This is a genomic window from Flavobacterium degerlachei (assembly GCF_900106645.1).
Lineage (GTDB): Bacteria > Bacteroidota > Bacteroidia > Flavobacteriales > Flavobacteriaceae > Flavobacterium > Flavobacterium degerlachei.
The window spans coordinates 79,729-96,317 of record NZ_FNMV01000001.1 but is presented as its reverse complement, the minus strand read 5'-3'; the positions used below and the strand labels follow the sequence as shown (position 1 = coordinate 96,317).

The 16,589-nt window shown below is 34.8% G+C and carries 15 protein-coding genes; 2 read left to right on the top strand and 13 right to left on the bottom strand.

All coding sequences use genetic code 11. The features are described from left to right. Positions 1–2: 2 nt before the first annotated feature. The 9 genes from BLV91_RS00390 to aspS all read right to left on the bottom strand — a co-directional run bounded on the left by BLV91_RS00390 (position 3) and on the right by aspS (position 8,227). On the bottom strand, positions 3–1,052 hold the full coding sequence (locus BLV91_RS00390) for an NADH-quinone oxidoreductase subunit G (protein WP_091428414.1): 1,050 nt from the start codon (positions 1,050–1,052) through the stop codon (positions 3–5). Between the two features lie 92 nt (positions 1,053–1,144). Beyond that, positions 1,145–2,512 carry an NADH-quinone oxidoreductase subunit NuoF gene (gene nuoF, locus BLV91_RS00385; protein ID WP_091428413.1) on the bottom strand — a complete coding sequence of 456 codons (1,368 nt, stop codon included), beginning with the start codon at positions 2,510–2,512 and terminating at the stop codon, positions 1,145–1,147. Between the two features lies 1 nt (position 2,513). Next, positions 2,514–3,044: an NADH-quinone oxidoreductase subunit NuoE family protein gene (locus BLV91_RS00380; protein WP_091428411.1), complete on the bottom strand. Its 531-nt coding sequence runs from the start codon at positions 3,042–3,044 to the stop codon at positions 2,514–2,516. 83 nt (positions 3,045–3,127) lie between these two features. Next, positions 3,128–4,366, bottom strand: a complete 1,239-nt coding sequence (locus BLV91_RS00375; protein WP_091428409.1) for an NADH-quinone oxidoreductase subunit D — start codon at positions 4,364–4,366, stop codon at positions 3,128–3,130. Between the two features lie 32 nt (positions 4,367–4,398). Further along, complete coding sequence (locus BLV91_RS00370) at positions 4,399–4,920, bottom strand: NADH-quinone oxidoreductase subunit C (RefSeq protein ID WP_091428408.1); 522 nt, start codon at positions 4,918–4,920, stop codon at positions 4,399–4,401. Positions 4,921–4,924: 4 nt separating this feature from the next. Next, positions 4,925–5,473, bottom strand: a complete 549-nt coding sequence (locus BLV91_RS00365) for an NADH-quinone oxidoreductase subunit B (RefSeq protein ID WP_007137064.1) — start codon at positions 5,471–5,473, stop codon at positions 4,925–4,927. 78 nt (positions 5,474–5,551) lie between these two features. Beyond that, on the bottom strand, positions 5,552–5,917 hold the full coding sequence (locus tag BLV91_RS00360) for an NADH-quinone oxidoreductase subunit A (protein ID WP_091429086.1): 366 nt from the start codon (positions 5,915–5,917) through the stop codon (positions 5,552–5,554). Positions 5,918–6,156: 239 nt separating this feature from the next. Continuing rightward, on the bottom strand, positions 6,157–6,351 hold the full coding sequence (locus BLV91_RS00355; RefSeq protein ID WP_007137066.1) for a cold-shock protein: 195 nt from the start codon (positions 6,349–6,351) through the stop codon (positions 6,157–6,159). 130 nt (positions 6,352–6,481) lie between these two features. Further along, positions 6,482–8,227: an aspartate--tRNA ligase gene (gene aspS / locus BLV91_RS00350; protein WP_091428406.1), complete on the bottom strand. Its 1,746-nt coding sequence runs from the start codon at positions 8,225–8,227 to the stop codon at positions 6,482–6,484. 250 nt (positions 8,228–8,477) lie between these two features. Here aspS and BLV91_RS00345 point away from each other — a divergent pair, with 250 nt between their 5' ends. Both BLV91_RS00345 and BLV91_RS00340 read left to right on the top strand, forming a co-directional pair. Beyond that, a complete protein-coding gene (locus BLV91_RS00345) occupies positions 8,478–9,482 on the top strand; it encodes a TlpA family protein disulfide reductase (protein WP_091428405.1) in 1,005 nt (334 codons plus the stop codon). Positions 9,483–9,835: 353 nt separating this feature from the next. Continuing rightward, positions 9,836–10,189: a toxin-antitoxin system YwqK family antitoxin gene (locus BLV91_RS00340; RefSeq protein WP_091428403.1), complete on the top strand. Its 354-nt coding sequence runs from the start codon at positions 9,836–9,838 to the stop codon at positions 10,187–10,189. A gap of 148 nt (positions 10,190–10,337) precedes the next feature. Here the strand turns inward: BLV91_RS00340 and BLV91_RS00335 are convergent, their stop codons facing one another. The 4 genes from BLV91_RS00335 to BLV91_RS00320 are packed head-to-tail and all read right to left on the bottom strand — an operon-like array spanning position 10,338 to position 16,578. Beyond that, a complete protein-coding gene (locus BLV91_RS00335) occupies positions 10,338–13,511 on the bottom strand; it encodes an efflux RND transporter permease subunit (protein WP_091428402.1) in 3,174 nt (1,057 codons plus the stop codon). A 55-nt stretch (positions 13,512–13,566) separates the two neighbouring features. Further along, positions 13,567–14,631, bottom strand: coding sequence for an efflux RND transporter periplasmic adaptor subunit (locus BLV91_RS00330; RefSeq protein WP_091428400.1), 1,065 nt, complete (start codon positions 14,629–14,631; stop codon positions 13,567–13,569). A 4-nt stretch (positions 14,632–14,635) separates the two neighbouring features. Further along, complete coding sequence (locus tag BLV91_RS00325) at positions 14,636–15,979, bottom strand: TolC family protein (RefSeq protein ID WP_091428399.1); 1,344 nt, start codon at positions 15,977–15,979, stop codon at positions 14,636–14,638. Then, positions 15,979–16,578 (bottom strand): TetR/AcrR family transcriptional regulator, encoded by a 600-nt coding sequence (locus BLV91_RS00320; protein WP_091428397.1) that lies wholly within the window; start codon positions 16,576–16,578, stop codon positions 15,979–15,981. Before BLV91_RS00320 ends, BLV91_RS00325 begins: the two co-directional genes overlap by 1 nt. Positions 16,579–16,589 lie beyond the last annotated feature (11 nt).

Sequence of the window (16,589 nt, the reverse complement as noted above, 5' to 3'; positions counted from 1 at the left end):
TGCTAAAGATTACCGTGTTTGAAATTTTCTTCTTCTTCTTTATCCAATGGGATAGCGGGCATGCTTATTTTTTTACGGTCTTGTTCTCTACCTTTAAGAATTCCTTCTTCTGTAGCGATGTGAACCGTATCTAGTTTTTGTGTATAATTGTTTTGATTGATAACCGAATCTTTATCAAATTCTCTTGGTCCTTCAATAACCCAGTCAGCTGGATCTTTATGGTCAAAACGACATTCGTTACAAATGAATTCTTCTACTTCATGGTAGATGTCCTTACGGCCTGTAACTCTCTGAATTTCGTCACCAAACATCCAAACAGTTGTTTTTCCGCAACACCCTGGTGTTGTACATTCTCTATGAGCGTTGTACGGTTTGTTGAACCAAACTCTTGATTTGAAACGGAAAGTTTTATCAGTTAATGCACCTACTGGACATACATCAATCATATTTCCAGAGAACTCATTGTCGATTGCTTTTGAGATGCAAGTCGAAATATTAGAATGATCTCCTCTATCCATTACACCATGTACTCGGTTGTCAGTCAATTGATCAGCAACCATTACACAACGATAGCAAAGAATACAACGATTCATGTGTAATTGAATATTCGGACCTATATCTTCTGGTTCAAATGTTCTTTTCTCTTCAATAAAACGGCTTTTTGCTTTTCCGTGTTCAAAACTTAAATCTTGTAAATCACATTCTCCTGCTTGATCACAAACTGGACAATCTAATGGGTGATTGATCAATAAAAATTCAGTTACAGATTCTCTTGCTTCTTTTACTCTGTCAGAAGATTTGCTGTTCACTTCCATCCCGTCCATGCATCCTGTTACACAAGAAGCCATTAGTTTTGGCATAGGTCTTGGATCTGCTTCACTTCCTTTAGCTACTTCTACTAAACAACAACGGCATTTTCCACCGCTTCCCTTTAGTTTAGAATAATAGCACATGGCTGGGGGAACTGATTCTCCACCAATCATACGTGCCGCTTGCAAGATGGTTGTCCCTGCTTCAACTTCAATTTCTTGACCGTCTATTGTTACTTTCATTTCTTACTTTTGTTTTTTTAGTTTAAAGTTTAAAGTTTCAGTGACGATAAGTATCGGTATTGAAACTAAAAAACTAAAAACTTGAAACTAATTTAAACTGTTTGTTTTGTTACTAAGTGCTTTACTTGAGCAAAAGGTTCTGCAACAAAATGGTTTCTGTTTTTTATTTTTTCTGGAAAACGAACATGATATTCAAATTCATCTCTAAAATGACGAATAGCTGCTGCTACTGGCCATGAAGCTGCATCTCCTAATGGGCAAATCGTGTTTCCTTCAATTTTACTTTGAATGCTCCAAAGTAAATCGATATCCTCTTCACGTCCTTGACCGTTTTCGATACGCCACAATACTTTTTCTAACCAGCCTGTTCCTTCACGACAAGGTGAACATTGTCCACAGCTTTCATGATGATAAAAACGAGCGAAGTTCCAAGTGTTACGTACAATACATGAAGTATCGTCATATACAATGAATCCACCTGAACCTAACATTGATCCAGTTGCAAATCCACCATCACTCAAAGACTCATAAGTCATCAAACGATCTTCACCATTTGCAGTTTTATAAATCAAATCTGCAGGTAAAATTGGCACAGATGAACCTCCAGGTACTAAAGCTTTCAAAGGTCTGTCAGAACTCATTCCGCCAAGATACTCGTCAGAATTCATGAATTCATAAACACTTAATCCCAATTCGATTTCATAAACACCAGGATTTTTCACATGTCCTGAAGCCGAAATTAATTTGGTTCCTGTTGATCTTCCAATTCCTATTTTTGCATAATCATCACCCGAATTGTTTACAATCCATGGCACTGAAGCAATTGTTTCTACATTATTTACCACTGTTGGGTTAGCCCACAATCCAGAAACTGCTGGAAATGGTGGCTTGATACGAGGATTGCCTCTTTTTCCTTCCAATGATTCAATCAAAGCGGTTTCTTCACCACAGATGTAAGCACCAGCACCACAATGAACGTGTAGTTCTAAGTCGTATCCAGTTCCTAGTATATTTTTTCCTAACCAACCAGCTGCTTTCGCTTCGGCAATGGCTCTTTCTAGGATTTTATAAACCCACATATATTCTCCACGAATGTAGATATACGATAGGTTTGCACCCAATGCAAAACTTGAAGTAATCATTCCTTCGATCAATAAATGAGGAATAAATTCCATCAAATAACGGTCTTTGAATGTTCCTGGTTCTGATTCATCAGCGTTGCAAACTAAATGTCTTGGTTTTCCTGATTTTTTATCAATAAAACTCCATTTCAATCCAGCAGGGAAACCAGCTCCACCACGACCGCGAAGTCCTGATTTTTTCACTTCTTCAACAACTTCGTCAGGAGTCATTGCTTTCATTGCTTTCACTACAGAAGCATAACCACCATTTTGGCGATATACTTCATAGGTTTTGATACCTGGAACGTTTATTTTATCTAATAATATTTTTTTTGACATCTTATTTATCGTGTAATATTATTTTATCATCTCTACAATCAGCGATTAACTGATCAATTTTGTCTTCGGTAAGGTTCTCTTTGTAAAAATCGCCTAATTGCATCATCGGTGCGTACCCGCATGCTCCTAAACATTCAACTCCTTTTACCTCAAATAGTCCGTCTGGAGTAATTTCCCCCACTTTGACTCCTAGCTTTTCACAAGTGTAATCCATCAAATCTTCAGTTCCTTTCAAACAACAAGGAGAAGTATGACAGAATTCAAACATGTATTTTCCAATAGGTCTTTGATTGTACATGGAATAAAATGAAACCACTTCGTAAACTTCAATTGGTAAAATTTGAAGTATTTCAGCTACTTTATCCATTAATTCAGGACTTAGCCAATTTTCATGAGCATCTTGAACTTCATGTAAAACAGGTAACAAAGCTGATTTTCTTTTATCTGCGGGATAATGACTGATTAATTCATTGATGCGGTTCATCAATGGTTCAGTGATGTTTATTTCTTGTTTGTAATGTGTACGTTCCATTTTTTATTATTTCAAATTTTGGATTTTAAATTTTAAATGTTTTTGGACATTCGTAATTTAAAATTCATCATTTATAATTTTATTTAAGCATCTAATTCCCCAGCGATTACATTTAAACTTGATAAAATAACAATCGCATCAGATAGTAATGCTCCTTTAATCATTTCAGGATAGGCTTGGTAATAAATAAAACAAGGTCTTCTGAAATGCAATCTGTAAGGAGTACGACTTCCGTCTGTTACTAAATAAAATCCTAATTCTCCGTTTCCACCTTCAACAGGATGGTATATTTCTGCAACTGGAATAGGAACTTCTCCCATTACAATTTTGAAGTGGTAGATTAATGATTCCATATTGGTGTATACGTCTTCTTTTGGCGGAAGGTAATAGTCTGGAACATCTGCATGAAAATCATTACCCTCTGGCATTTTTTCCAATGCTTGACGAATGATGCTCAAACTTTCCCAAACCTCGGCATTACGAACGCAAAAACGATCGTAAGTATCTCCAGATTTTCCAACGGGAACTATAAAGTCAAAATCTTCGTATGAACTATAAGGTTGAGATACACGTACGTCATAATCTACACCTGCTGCACGTAAGTTAGGTCCTGTGAAACCGTAAGCCATAGCTTGTTCCGCAGAAATTGCTCCTACATTAACTGTTCTGTCAATGAAAATTCTGTTTCTTTCGAATAGGTTTTCAAATTCTTTCCAAGCTGCTGGAAATTCCTCTAAAAACACATCTAATTTTCTGAAAGCTTCTGCTGACCAGTCTCTTTCGAAACCACCAATTCTTCCCATATTAGTTGTCAAACGTGCACCACAAATTTCTTCGTAGATTTCGTATACTTTTTCTCTAAATTGGAAAACATAGAGGAAACCTGTATAAGCACCTGTATCAACCCCTAAAATAGAGTTACAAATAATATGATCCGTAATTCTTGCTAACTCCATTACAATAACTCTCAAATATTGCGCACGCTTAGGTACTTCAATATCCAACAGTTTTTCCAATGTCATCCACCATCCCATATTATTAATAGGGGAGGAGCAATAATTCATTCGGTCTGTAAGTGGTGTAATTTGGTAAAAAGGACGGTTTTCAGCAATTTTTTCAAAAGCACGGTGTATGTAACCAATGGTTGGTTCTGCTTCTAAAATTCGCTCCCCATCCATCAACAAAATATTTTGAAAAATTCCGTGTGTAGCTGGGTGAGTAGGACCTAAATTTAGGATTGAAAGCTCGCTTCCATCTTCATTTAGCTTCTCTTTTATTATTCTAGCATATCGATGCTCTGGTGGTAATAATAGTTCTGACATTTATAGAATGTGAAAAATTATATATTCTGTTTTTAGCAATTGTCTATTGTTCTACCGAAAAAACGGTCGTCTTTATCGGTTCTTCCGCCGTCTTCTAATGGGAATTCTTTACGCATTGGAAAAGAAATCATTTCATCCATATTCAAGATACGCTTCAATTGCGGATGACCAATAAAATCAACACCATAAAAATCGTAAGTTTCTCTTTCCATCCAATTGGAGCTTAAGAAAATGTTTGATATTGACTTGATTTCTGGTTTTTCACCACTAATGAAAGCCTTGATTTTTATACGTTTGTTTTCGTACCAATTATGCAAGTGATAAACGATTGCAAATTGTCTGTCAACTTCACTGTCTGGATAATGTACCCCACACAAATCAGTTAAAAAGTGAAAACGCAATATGGGGTCATTTTTCAGGAAAAGAATCACTGCCGTTATTTTATCAGCAGCCACTTCAAATGAAAACACGTCTTTTTCTTGGTTAAAATGAAAAACATTTTCGCCAAACGTTTCCGTCAATTTGTCCTGAATTTCTATTGTTTCTAAAGCCATTTCGTTATTTGATATTATAAGAAGCCAATAATTCTTGGTATTCTGGAGAACTTCTTCTTCTTACGGATTCCGTTCTAACTAATTCTTGTAATTTCATTACACCGTCTACGATTTGTTCTGGTCTTGGAGGACATCCAGGAACGTATACATCAACAGGGATCACTTTGTCTATTCCTTGTAAAACAGAATAGGTGTCAAAAATACCTCCCGAAGAAGCACAAGCTCCAACAGCTATTACCCATCTAGGTTCAGCCATTTGTTCGTATACCTGACGTAAAATAGGGGCCATTTTTTTAGAAATAGTTCCCATTACCATTAACATATCTGCCTGACGCGGAGAGAAACTTACTCTCTCTGAGCCAAAACGTGCTAAATCATAATGCGATGCCATGGTTGCCATAAATTCAATTCCGCAACATGATGTTGCAAAAGGCAATGGCCAAAGTGAATTTGCACGAGCCATACCTACTACATCATTCAGTTTTGTAGCGAAGAAACCTTCTCCTACAACACCTTCTGGTGGCTCAACCATTTTTATACTTGAATTGCTCATTTTTTTTATTTTGAATTATAAATTATAAACTTTGAATTAGAATGAATATCATTAAAATTCAATATTTAAAACTATTTTTTATTCCCACACTAAGGCTTTCTTTTTTATGATGTAGAAAAATCCTACCAAAAGTAAAAGCATGAATATGACCATTTTAACCATTCCTTCTATTCCTAATTCTCTGAAGTTGACTGCCCAAGGATACAGAAAGATCACTTCGACATCAAACAATACAAACAAGATTGCAACAAGAAAGTATTTTACTGAGAAGGGAATACGTGCATTTCCTACAGATTCAATACCACACTCAAAGTTTTTGTCCTTAATTTCTGAGGTTCTTTTTGGGCCTAATTTTCCTGAAACGATAATAGTTCCGACAACAAATCCCACAGCTAATAAAAACTGTATTAAAATAGGAATGTAACTTAATTGATCAGATTGCATAATTAAAGTGTTTTTCGTGCTAAAATAAGCAACAAAGATAGGTTTCAAGGAATTAAAACACAAGTGTAAATTGAAATATAGTGAATGCGGAAATAAAATTAACTCCTAATTTTTAATGATTATAGATAAGGAATCTGAATTAACTTTTTTTATCAGTAATTTCGGCTATAACCAAAAAAAACGTTTCGAAATAAATCGAAACGTTTTAAACATTCGTAGGCAAAAAAATAAATTTTTGCTTAGATAACTGCTACTTTCGCAGCAACTTTTCCTTTTCTTCCTTCTTCTTCTTCATAGCTAACTCTGTCACCTTCGCGTAATTCTTCCGCGTTGATTCCTGAAGCGTGAACAAAAATGTCTTTTCCTGTTTCTTCGTCTGTAATGAATCCGTAACCTTTTGACTCATTGAAAAATTTAACTGTACCTGTACGCATTGTAATAGTAATAATAATTTATAATGGGCAAATATAATATATAATCTAATACGAATCCTATCAATGTCAATTTTTTTATTAAAATAATTGATATTCAACGTTTTCCGGTCAATATCTCCGATTAACTACCTTAGCGTAATTTTATATGTAACTCTTTTAATTGAGTTTCATCAATCAGCGATGGAGCATCGATCATTACATCTCTTCCAGAATTGTTTTTAGGGAAAGCAATGAAGTCACGAATAGTTTCTTGACCACCCAAGATAGCTACAAGTCTATCGAGACCAAAAGCTAATCCTCCGTGTGGTGGTGCTCCAAACTGGAAGGCATCCATCAAGAATCCAAATTGTGCTTTTGCTTCGTCTTCGGTGAAGCCTAAGTATTTAAACATTAATTGTTGTGTTGCCTTATCGTGAATACGAATAGATCCTCCTCCAATTTCATTTCCATTCAATACCATGTCATATGCATTAGCGCGAACTTTACCTGGATCAGTTTCTAATAAATGCATGTCTTCTGGTTTAGGAGAAGTAAATGGGTGATGCATCGCATGGTAACGACCAGATTCCTCATCAAATTCCAATAAAGGAAAATCAACGACCCATAGAGGAGCAAACTCAGCTGCGTTTCTTAATCCTAAACGAGTGGCTAATTCCATTCGCAAAGCGCTTAATTGTGCTCTAGTTTTATTGGCTGGCCCAGACAAAACATAGATCATATCTCCTGCTTTTGCGCCAGTTGCTTTTGCCCAGTTAGATAAATCAGCTTGATCGTAAAATTTATCTACTGATGATTTGAACGTTCCGTCTTCATTGCATTTTGCGTAAACCATTCCAGAAGCTCCAACCTGAGGACGCTTTACCCATTCGATTAATGCATCTATTTCTTTCCTTGTATAGTTTCCTCCGCCAGGAACGGCGATAGCTACTACTAGTTCAGCTGCATTGAAAACTGGAAATTCTTTATGTTTTGCAAATTCATTTAATTCACCAAACTCCATTCCGAAACGGATGTCCGGTTTGTCATTTCCGTAGGTTTTCATCGCATGCTCGTAAGTCATACGCGGAAACTTGTCTACTTCGATTCCTTTTATTTCTTTTAGCAAATGACGTGTAAGTCCTTCAAAAACATTCAAAATGTCTTCTTGTTCTACAAATGCCATTTCGCAATCTATTTGTGTAAATTCTGGTTGTCTGTCTGCACGCAAATCCTCATCACGGAAACATTTCACGATTTGGAAGTATTTATCCATTCCACCTACCATCAGTAATTGCTTGAAGGTTTGTGGTGATTGTGGTAAAGCATAAAACTGTCCTTCATTCATTCGAGAAGGAACAACAAAATCTCTCGCTCCCTCAGGAGTTGATTTGATTAAGTATGGTGTTTCTACTTCACAGAAATCCAAGTCAGAAAGATACTTGCGTACTTCCATTGCTACTTTGTGACGAAAAAGTAAGCTGTTTTTTACAGGATTTCTTCTAATGTCTAAGTAACGGTATTTCATTCTGATGTCTTCACCTCCATCTGTTTCATCTTCAATAGTGAAAGGGGGAGTCAAAGCAGCATTAAGTATAGTTAGTTCTGTAACTAAAATTTCAATTTCTCCTGTAGCTATGTTTTTGTTTTTGGCTTCGCGCTCAATAACAGTTCCTTTAACTTGAATTACAAATTCACGTCCTAAAGTCTTAGCTAATTCAAATACTGTTTTTTCTGTACGGCCTTCGTCGAAAATCAATTGTGTAATTCCGTAACGGTCTCTTAAATCGACCCAATTCATAAATCCTTTATCGCGAGACTTTTGAACCCAACCAGCAAGGGTTACTTCAGTATTTATATGTGAGGCGTTGAGTTCGCCACAATTATGACTTCTATACATTTTATTTATTTTTATATGCTGTTTTTACTAATGCAAAATACCTGAAGCCCGCTGGGCTTCCTCCTTTTAATTTCAAATGCCACAATTATGACTTCGATACACTATCAAAATTTTAGGATACAAAAGTAACCACAAAAATTAAATTAATGCCGAAAACGGCGAAACTTCAAGAAATTAATTTTTTGTTAATTTATATTTTGGCCTCAAAAAAATAAATTAGATTTGATTAATAGTAAAAAAACTACATTTTATGAGAAAATTAATTTTTATTACGTTGGCACTAGTTTGCTCTTTTAACGTTATTGGGCAGAAGAGAGCAACAGTTTCCTTTAAAGGCGAGATTGCGAACAGAAATACGGATTCGATTATTTTTCGAAATAGGAATGATGGAAAGGAAATTAGAAAGATGTTCGTTGGTGCAGATGGAATTTTCAAGGGTTCTTTTGCTGTGGAAGAAGGTTTCTATATGCTGTTTGACGGAAAGGAATATACCGAACTTTTTCTAAAAAACGGATACGATTTGAATCTTAAAATGAATGCTCAAGATTTTGACGAGTCCATAGTATATTCAGGAATTGGAGCTGTCGAGAATAACTTTTTGGCACAGTATACAGTTGAGGAATCAAAATACGATTATAATACTCTTATGGCTTCTAGCGAAGAAGTCTTTACTAAGATGGTTAGAGAGAAAAGGACAGCTGATTTTTTGAAATTGGATAATGAGAAATTAGATCCTGTTTTTGTAGCGCTGCAAAAGAAAAACATAGAAATAGTTTTGGAAAGAGGGACGGAATATTACAAGCAAGTAATAGAAACGAAGAAGTTAAATGGTTCAATCGCTCCGTCTTTTAATTATGAAAACTATGCTGGAGGGAAAACTAAGCTCGAAGATTTTAAGGGGAAATATGTTTATATCGATGTTTGGGCCACCTGGTGTGGGCCTTGTCTTGGTGAAATTCCGTCTTTAAAAAAGGTAGAAGAAAAATACTCTGGTAAAAACATTGCTTTTGTGAGTATCTCCATTGATAAATTAAAGGATATCGAAAAATGGAAATCGATGATAAAGAGCAAAGAACTGGGTGGTGTTCAGGTTTTCGCTGATAATGACTGGAATTCCCAGTTTGTTAAAGATTTGAATATTAAAGGGATTCCAAGATTTATCCTTATAGATCCCAATGGGAAAATCGTGAAAGCCGATGCTGCAAGACCGTCATCTCCTGATCTTGAGAAAGAACTAGATGTGCTATTAAATTAAGGGTTTTTATTGGTTGGAGAAAAGTGTTGTACATAGATTGAACGCAATAGTTTAAATAGACTTATAATTAATTTGATCATAATGAGCTCGATATTGTATCGGGCTCATTTTTTTTAGAGTTGTTTCTAGCTGTGTTAGTGTGATTTGATGTTCAAATTTAATTTCCCAATATTTGATGTAATTACTTTCGTGAAAAATAATCCAATAAAGGAAGGTTTTTTGTAATTAGAGTGGGTTGCTTTGTGTTTTCCAATGTTAAGCTTTCGTCCAATGTTACTAAATTGTTACCAAATTGTATTTTAAATGTAAATATCTTTATATATTTGTTAGACAAACCATTAAAAATTTACAAGATGAAAAAATATATAGTTATCGGAGCAATGCTAATCTCAGGAATGATTTTTGCACAAAATACCGCTGTAAAACCTAAATTAGAAGCAGTTGGGAATTTAGTTAAGGCTACTTATGTATATGATAATGGCCAAGTGAAACAAGAAGGTTTTTATGAAAATGGGAAACTACAAGGGAAATGGGTTTCTTATGATGTAAACGGAAATAAAACTGCTGTTGCAGAATATAATAAAGGAGAAAAAGTAGGTAAGTGGTTTTTCTGGAATGATTCGGTTTTAAGCGAAGTGGATTATTCAGATAACAGAGTTGCCTCTGTAAAAAAATGGAAACAAGAAGCTTTGGTTATCGCTGATTAAAGAGCTTTTAATATAAAGAGAAAGGCTTCCGCAATTTACGGAAGCCTTTTTTTTTTGCACTAATAATATGTCAATTGCTATACTTTTAAAATAAAAAGCTGCCTATCCAAATAAAGGATAGGCAGCTTTTTGTATTTAAAATATATAATTAAAGTGTGTGTTCAGGATTAAATCCATCTTCGCTTAATTCTTTGTGATCGTAGTCAGCAACCATTTCTGCTTCATAATCTACTTTTTTACCTTTACTTAATTTAGCAATTAGTTTTTCCATAATTTCATAAATTACCGGAACCACAATAAGAGTAAGGAAAAGTGAACTGATCAATCCTCCAATAATTACCCAAGCCAGACCGTTTTTCCATTCAGCACCTGCACCAGAAGCTAATGCAATTGGGAACATACCAAATACCATTGCTATGGTCGTCATCAAAATAGGACGAAGACGAGCGTGATTTGCTTGAATTAATGCTGTTCTTATTGATTCACCCGCTGCTCTTCGCTGATTGGTGTAATCGACCAGCATAATCGCATTTTTACAAACTAATCCAATTAACATAATGATACCAAGAATGGTAAATATATTCAAGGTGTTGTTAGTCAAAGCCAAGGCTAATAATGCTCCAATGAACGATAATGGAATTGCAAACAATACTACGAATGGGTGTGCAAAACTATCATACAGTCCAACCATAATTAAGTAAACAAGAATGATAGCAGCTAATAAAGCGATTCCTAATGTTCCGAAACCTTCACTTTGATTCTCTTGATCTCCACCCCAGATATAATTTACACCTACAGGTTTTTCCAATTTGTCTAATTTTTCTTGCCATTGTGTAACAATTGTTCCAGAAGCAACTCCTACGTTTTGTCCTTGGACTGTTACCGAAGCCGTTTTATCTCTACGTTCTAATTGGCTAGGGCCAGAACCTTCAGTAATTGCTGCAAACTGAGACAACTTAATTTGCTGTCCTAAGTTGTTAATGAAAATTAGGTTATTAACGTCAGTAATACTTTTTCTGTCAAAAGCATTGTATTTAATGTTGATGTCATATTCGTATTCACCAGCTCTAAATTTTCCGTCAGTGTTACCGCTATAAGCTGTTTGCATAGTCATACCTACTGTTTGTAGGTTTAAACCTAATGCTGCCATTTTATCACGGTCAACTTGAACATTGATTTCAGGGTTTCCGTCTTCAACTGTCAATTTAATTTCAGTAGTTCCAGGAATCGTACGCAATTCAGCTTCTGCTAATTTGGCAAATTTCATAGCACTTTCTACCGAAGGTCCTGTTACAATTAATCCTAGAGTCGCATTTTCTGCTGTTCCCAAAATACCTACTGGCATTGTTTTTACTTTGGCACCTACTAAAACTTTTTCTAGTTTGCGTTTGATTTTCGCAGCATAAACAGAAGCTCCGTCGGTACGGTCTTTTTGTTCAATCATTTTCACATCGATCTCTGCTTTATACGCAGTCGCTTGTGAACCACCCATCCCTTCACTAGTTTGTCCTACAGTTGTAATTTGACTAAGAACATATTCTTGTGTTGCTAAAAAAGCTTCCGCTCTTTGAGTCATAAAGTTGGTTTGTTCTAATGAAGCGTCTTTAGGCATTTCTATTTGAACTAAAAATTCCCCACTATCTGATGCTGCAAAAAACTCTCCACCAATAAATCCTGCTGGAATAAGTGCAATTGAACTAAAAAAGAGTACAAGGACAATTGCCAATGTAGTTTTATAATGATCTAAAGACCATGTTAATAAACCAGAAATCCAGTTGATAAAACGTGTTAAATAGCTTTCGAAACCAAGAATGATTCTTCCAAAAAGGTTTTTTCCTTCAATGTGTTCTAATTTTCCAAAACGAGAAGACAACCAAGGAATTATCGTAAACGATGCTAATAAAGAGAATAAGGTCGAAATAATTACGGTAACACAAAACTGTGTAATGATGTTTGAAACTAATCCAGAACTCATTGCAATTGGTAAAAATACTACCACAATAACTAAGGTAATAGAAGTAACTGTTCCGCCAATTTCGGCAGTTCCTTCGTAGGCTGCACGCACTCTGTTCTTACCCATTTCCATGTGTCGGTAAATGTTTTCAAGAACTACAATGGCATCATCGACCAGAATACCTACCACCAGCGATAGTCCTAATAAACTCATTAAGTTTAAGGTATATCCTAAAAGATAAATTCCGATAAAAGTAGCAATTAATGATGCCGGAATAGAAATCATTACAATTAACGAGTTTCTGATACTGTGTAAGAAAAACAACATTACGAAAGCTACTAAGACTACGGCAATCAATAAATCATGAAGTACTGAGTCAGCAGCTTCTAAGGTATAAACCGTACTATCTTTAGCAATTTCTAATTGTAAGCTATTGCTTTTATAATCACTTTCAAGTGCTTTAATGCTTTCAAGTAATTTCTCACTTACTGCAACGGCATTAGCATCTGATTGCTTTATGATTTGTAAAATAATCGCACTTTTTTGATCTACCCTTGAGATTTTTTCGGCGATTTTTTGCGCATCTTGTACGTCAGCGATGTCTCTTAAACGAATTTCAATCCCATTTTTAGACGATACAATTAAGTTTCTTAATTCTTCAACACTTTTGTATTTACCTGCAAGTCTAATTAATATCTTTTGTTCACGAGTTTGAACGTTTCCTGTAGGGAAATCTAGGTTTGAAGTCAAAATAACTTGTTGTACAGCAGGAACTGAAAGGTTGTATCCTTGCATTTTTACTGCGTCAAGATTTACTTGAATTTCACGTTCTTGTCCACCAATAATATTTACTTGTGCTACCCCTTCGACACGAGATAATACAGGAGTGATTTTTTTATCGATCAAATCATAAAAAGCGGCTTCATCCATTTTTCCATTGGCACCGATAGTCATAATCGGTAAATCACTCAAGGAGAATTTAGTAAGCGATGGCGTTTCAGCATCATCCGGCAAATCACTTATCAGTTGGTTGATTTTTCGTTGTGCATCATTCATCGAAACATCAATTTTCGCATTTGAAGTCAATGTAATCGACACGATCGATAAGCTTTCGTATGATTTGGAATCAATTTTCTTGATGTTTTCTAACGAGGCTATTCCATCTTCAATTTTTTTAGTAACTGTATTTTCTATCTCACTCGGAGAAGCTCCAGGGTAAATAGTAGAAATGGTAATTACATTCTGTTCGAATTTTGGAATCAATTCGTAGCCTAGTTGGCTATAGCTAAAGAGTCCTCCAAGTGTTAGGATTGTAAATAATACAATCACTAACGAGGGACGTTTTATGGATATTTCTGCTAATTTCATATTTTTATTTGTATGTCGTGAAATGAATTTAGAATTTAAAACTCATCATTTAAAATTATTTTATAATTTCTACTGGCTTACCATCTTGTAAATTGATTTGTCCTGTAATAATTACATTATCTCCATCAGACAGTCCATCAACAATTTCTACTTGCTCTCCTAAGATTCTTCCTGCAACTACTTTTTTCAACTTTGCAAGTCCATTTTCTACAACAAATACTTGATTACTACTCACACTTCCTACAAAGGCATTTCTAGGAACTACTTTTAACTCTTGTTTTTGTTTTGAAGCAAAATTAGCTGTTCCGTACATCCCTGCTTTTAGATTGTTATCCGTGTTGTTAGCAATTTCAATTTCAACAACAAAGTTCAAACTCTCGTCAGCTTTGGCAGCAATAAAAGAAATTTTTCCAGAGAAAACTTTGTCAGGAAAAACACTTGCTGTAACAGTTACTGGGTTTCCTACTTTTAAACTTGCTACTTGGCTTTCGTTAACGGTAACATTTAATTTTAGTTTAGAAACGTTTACGATATCAAACAGTGGAGTTGCTGGCATACCAGTTAGTATAGAACCCGGTTCAATATATTTTTTGTTAATAAACCCTTTTATTGGTGCTTTTATTCTAGTGTCACCTACATTAATGTTGGCTTGTTTTAAGTTAGATCCAGCATTAGTCATAGCTAACTTAGCTTGGTCTAATTGTTGTTTCGTAACTCCTCCTGATTTATAGGCGTTTTCATATCTAGCATAATCTGCTTGAGCATTATTATAAATTGCTTTAGCTGTGCTAGCATTTACATTTATAACGTCACTTCTAACAATGACTAAGGTTTGACCTACATTTACATAATCACCTTCTTTTACTAAGACGCTAATTACTTTTCCGGATTTTTCAGCTGAAAAAGTCAATTCTTGTATTGGTTCAAAATTTCCATTGACTACAAAATCGAGAGAAACTTCTTCTGTTTTTACTTGTGCTGTTTTAACAGATACTGCGGCATTTTTTTCTGCTACGATAGCTGTTTTTGCTTCATTCTCTTTTTTGTTATTGATTAAAGTGATTGCAATAAGCGCTAAAGAACCTAATATTACTACTGCTATTATTATATTTTTTTTCATTTTGTTAGTTGTTTATAAGTGTTCTTAGTTCGCCTTTTGATTTAATTAATTGAATTTCTGCTAGTTTGTAATTTAATATTGCAGCTGTATAGTTGTTTTGCGCTTCAGTATGTGCATTTTCTGCATCTAATAAGTCAGTTAGAGAAGCTAAACCTTGTATGTAATTGTTTTTAGTGTTGCTTAAAACATCTTTTGCTAATTGGGCATTGCCTTTTTGATTTTGAATAGTAATCAAACTATTGTCAATTTGCGTTTTAGCATTGGCGAAAGCCAAATCAAGTGACAATTTAGTGTCTATTAAATCTTCTTTCATAGATCGCAATTCAACGTCGGCTTTTCTAACTTTTGATCTTGTTTCAAATCCTGAGAAAATGGGCACTCTCAAATTCAATCCTATTGAAGAGAAATCAGACCAGTAAACGCCGTCTGATGGTTTGGCTCCCCATGGCATTTGTGGCCCTTGACCTATATAATTGTATCCGGCCGAAAGGGATAATGTAGGATAGTATGCCGCCATCACTGATTTTTTTTGAAATTCTAATAGTTGCTCTTGTTTTTTCATAAGCAAAAACTCTGTTCTTGTTTCAGTATTAGGAGCTTCTGAAAAAGATTGTGGGCTAACCTCAAATGCTGCCTGTGGAATTTCAATTTTAGTTTCAATAGGCATTCCCATATAAAACTTTAAAGCGTTTTCTTGAATTTGTACCGCATTCAAAACCTGTTGGCGCTGTGTATCAATGTTCGAAAGTTTTACTAAAGTTCGGTCCAAGTCAATTTTTTTGGCCAGTCCATTATCATATTGTCCTTTGATAATGTTTTTTACTTTGGTAGTATTGATGTAAGTACTGTCTAAAACAGTCAAATTTTGACGTTGAACATAAACCTGATAATAATTGTTTGCTACTCTTTCAATTACTTGCTCTTCGGTCAATTGTTGGTTAATTTGGTAAAACTCTCTTGTTGTTCTTGCCGCTTTTAAACCAGTGAAGACGGATTGATCAAAAATGGTTTGTGTTAAAGAAACTCCTGCAACTGAACTCCATTTTTGTCCGAAATTAGCTTGAATAGTAGTTCCTGGCTCTCCGCCAAATGAACCTGAATCAAGAAATGTAGTCTGTAGAACTGGATTGTAAGTTAGACTCCCATTAGCAGAGATTTGCGGTAATGCTCTAGAGCGCACTTCCTGAATTTGGTACTCGCTATTTTCTACTTTTAATTTTGCTTTTTTGGCATCTGCTTTGTTTTCTAAAGCATAGGAAATCGCATCTTTTAAGGTAAGCGATTTAATTTCTTGTGCTTTTGCAGTAATTGCAAAAGTTAAGAATGTTAATAAAATTAGTTTTTTCATTATGTATTAGGGTTTTGTAATTGTTTTTCTAGTTCTGTAATTCCTGCTTGAGTTGCCATGGCTCTTGTGTGGTATTCTAATGCGTGAAGCTCTAATTTTTGAGCTTCTTTTTCAGAGCTTGTATTTTCATTGATGTTAAATATTAAGGTGTAATAAAATTTTACATAACTATCTATATCTAGATCTTTTCTGTATAGTCCATTTTCTATTCCTTTTATAATGTTTTGTCGAAACCACATCGAGCATTCATTTATTTCGGCCAACATTACTTTTTCATAAATCTCAGGATAATGTTTCTTTAACTGATAGATTGTGGAACTGTCAGCTGATGATTTAAACATCTCACTAAACATTTTTCGTATTTCAAAATTCTCCTCAATTGCATTGTGATTTAGTTGTAAAATTGAATCGATTGTTTCATGAACTTCTTTATGAAGCAAAGCAGTGCTTTCTTCGACAAGCAATTCTTTATTGCAGAAATATTTGTAAATAGTTTTTTTTGAAATACACATTTCACTTGCAATATCGTCCATGGTGATACTTTTAAAACCTAGCTTTAAAAATAGTTCACTTGCTTTTTGTATTATTTTCTCTTTCATTTTCTTTTACT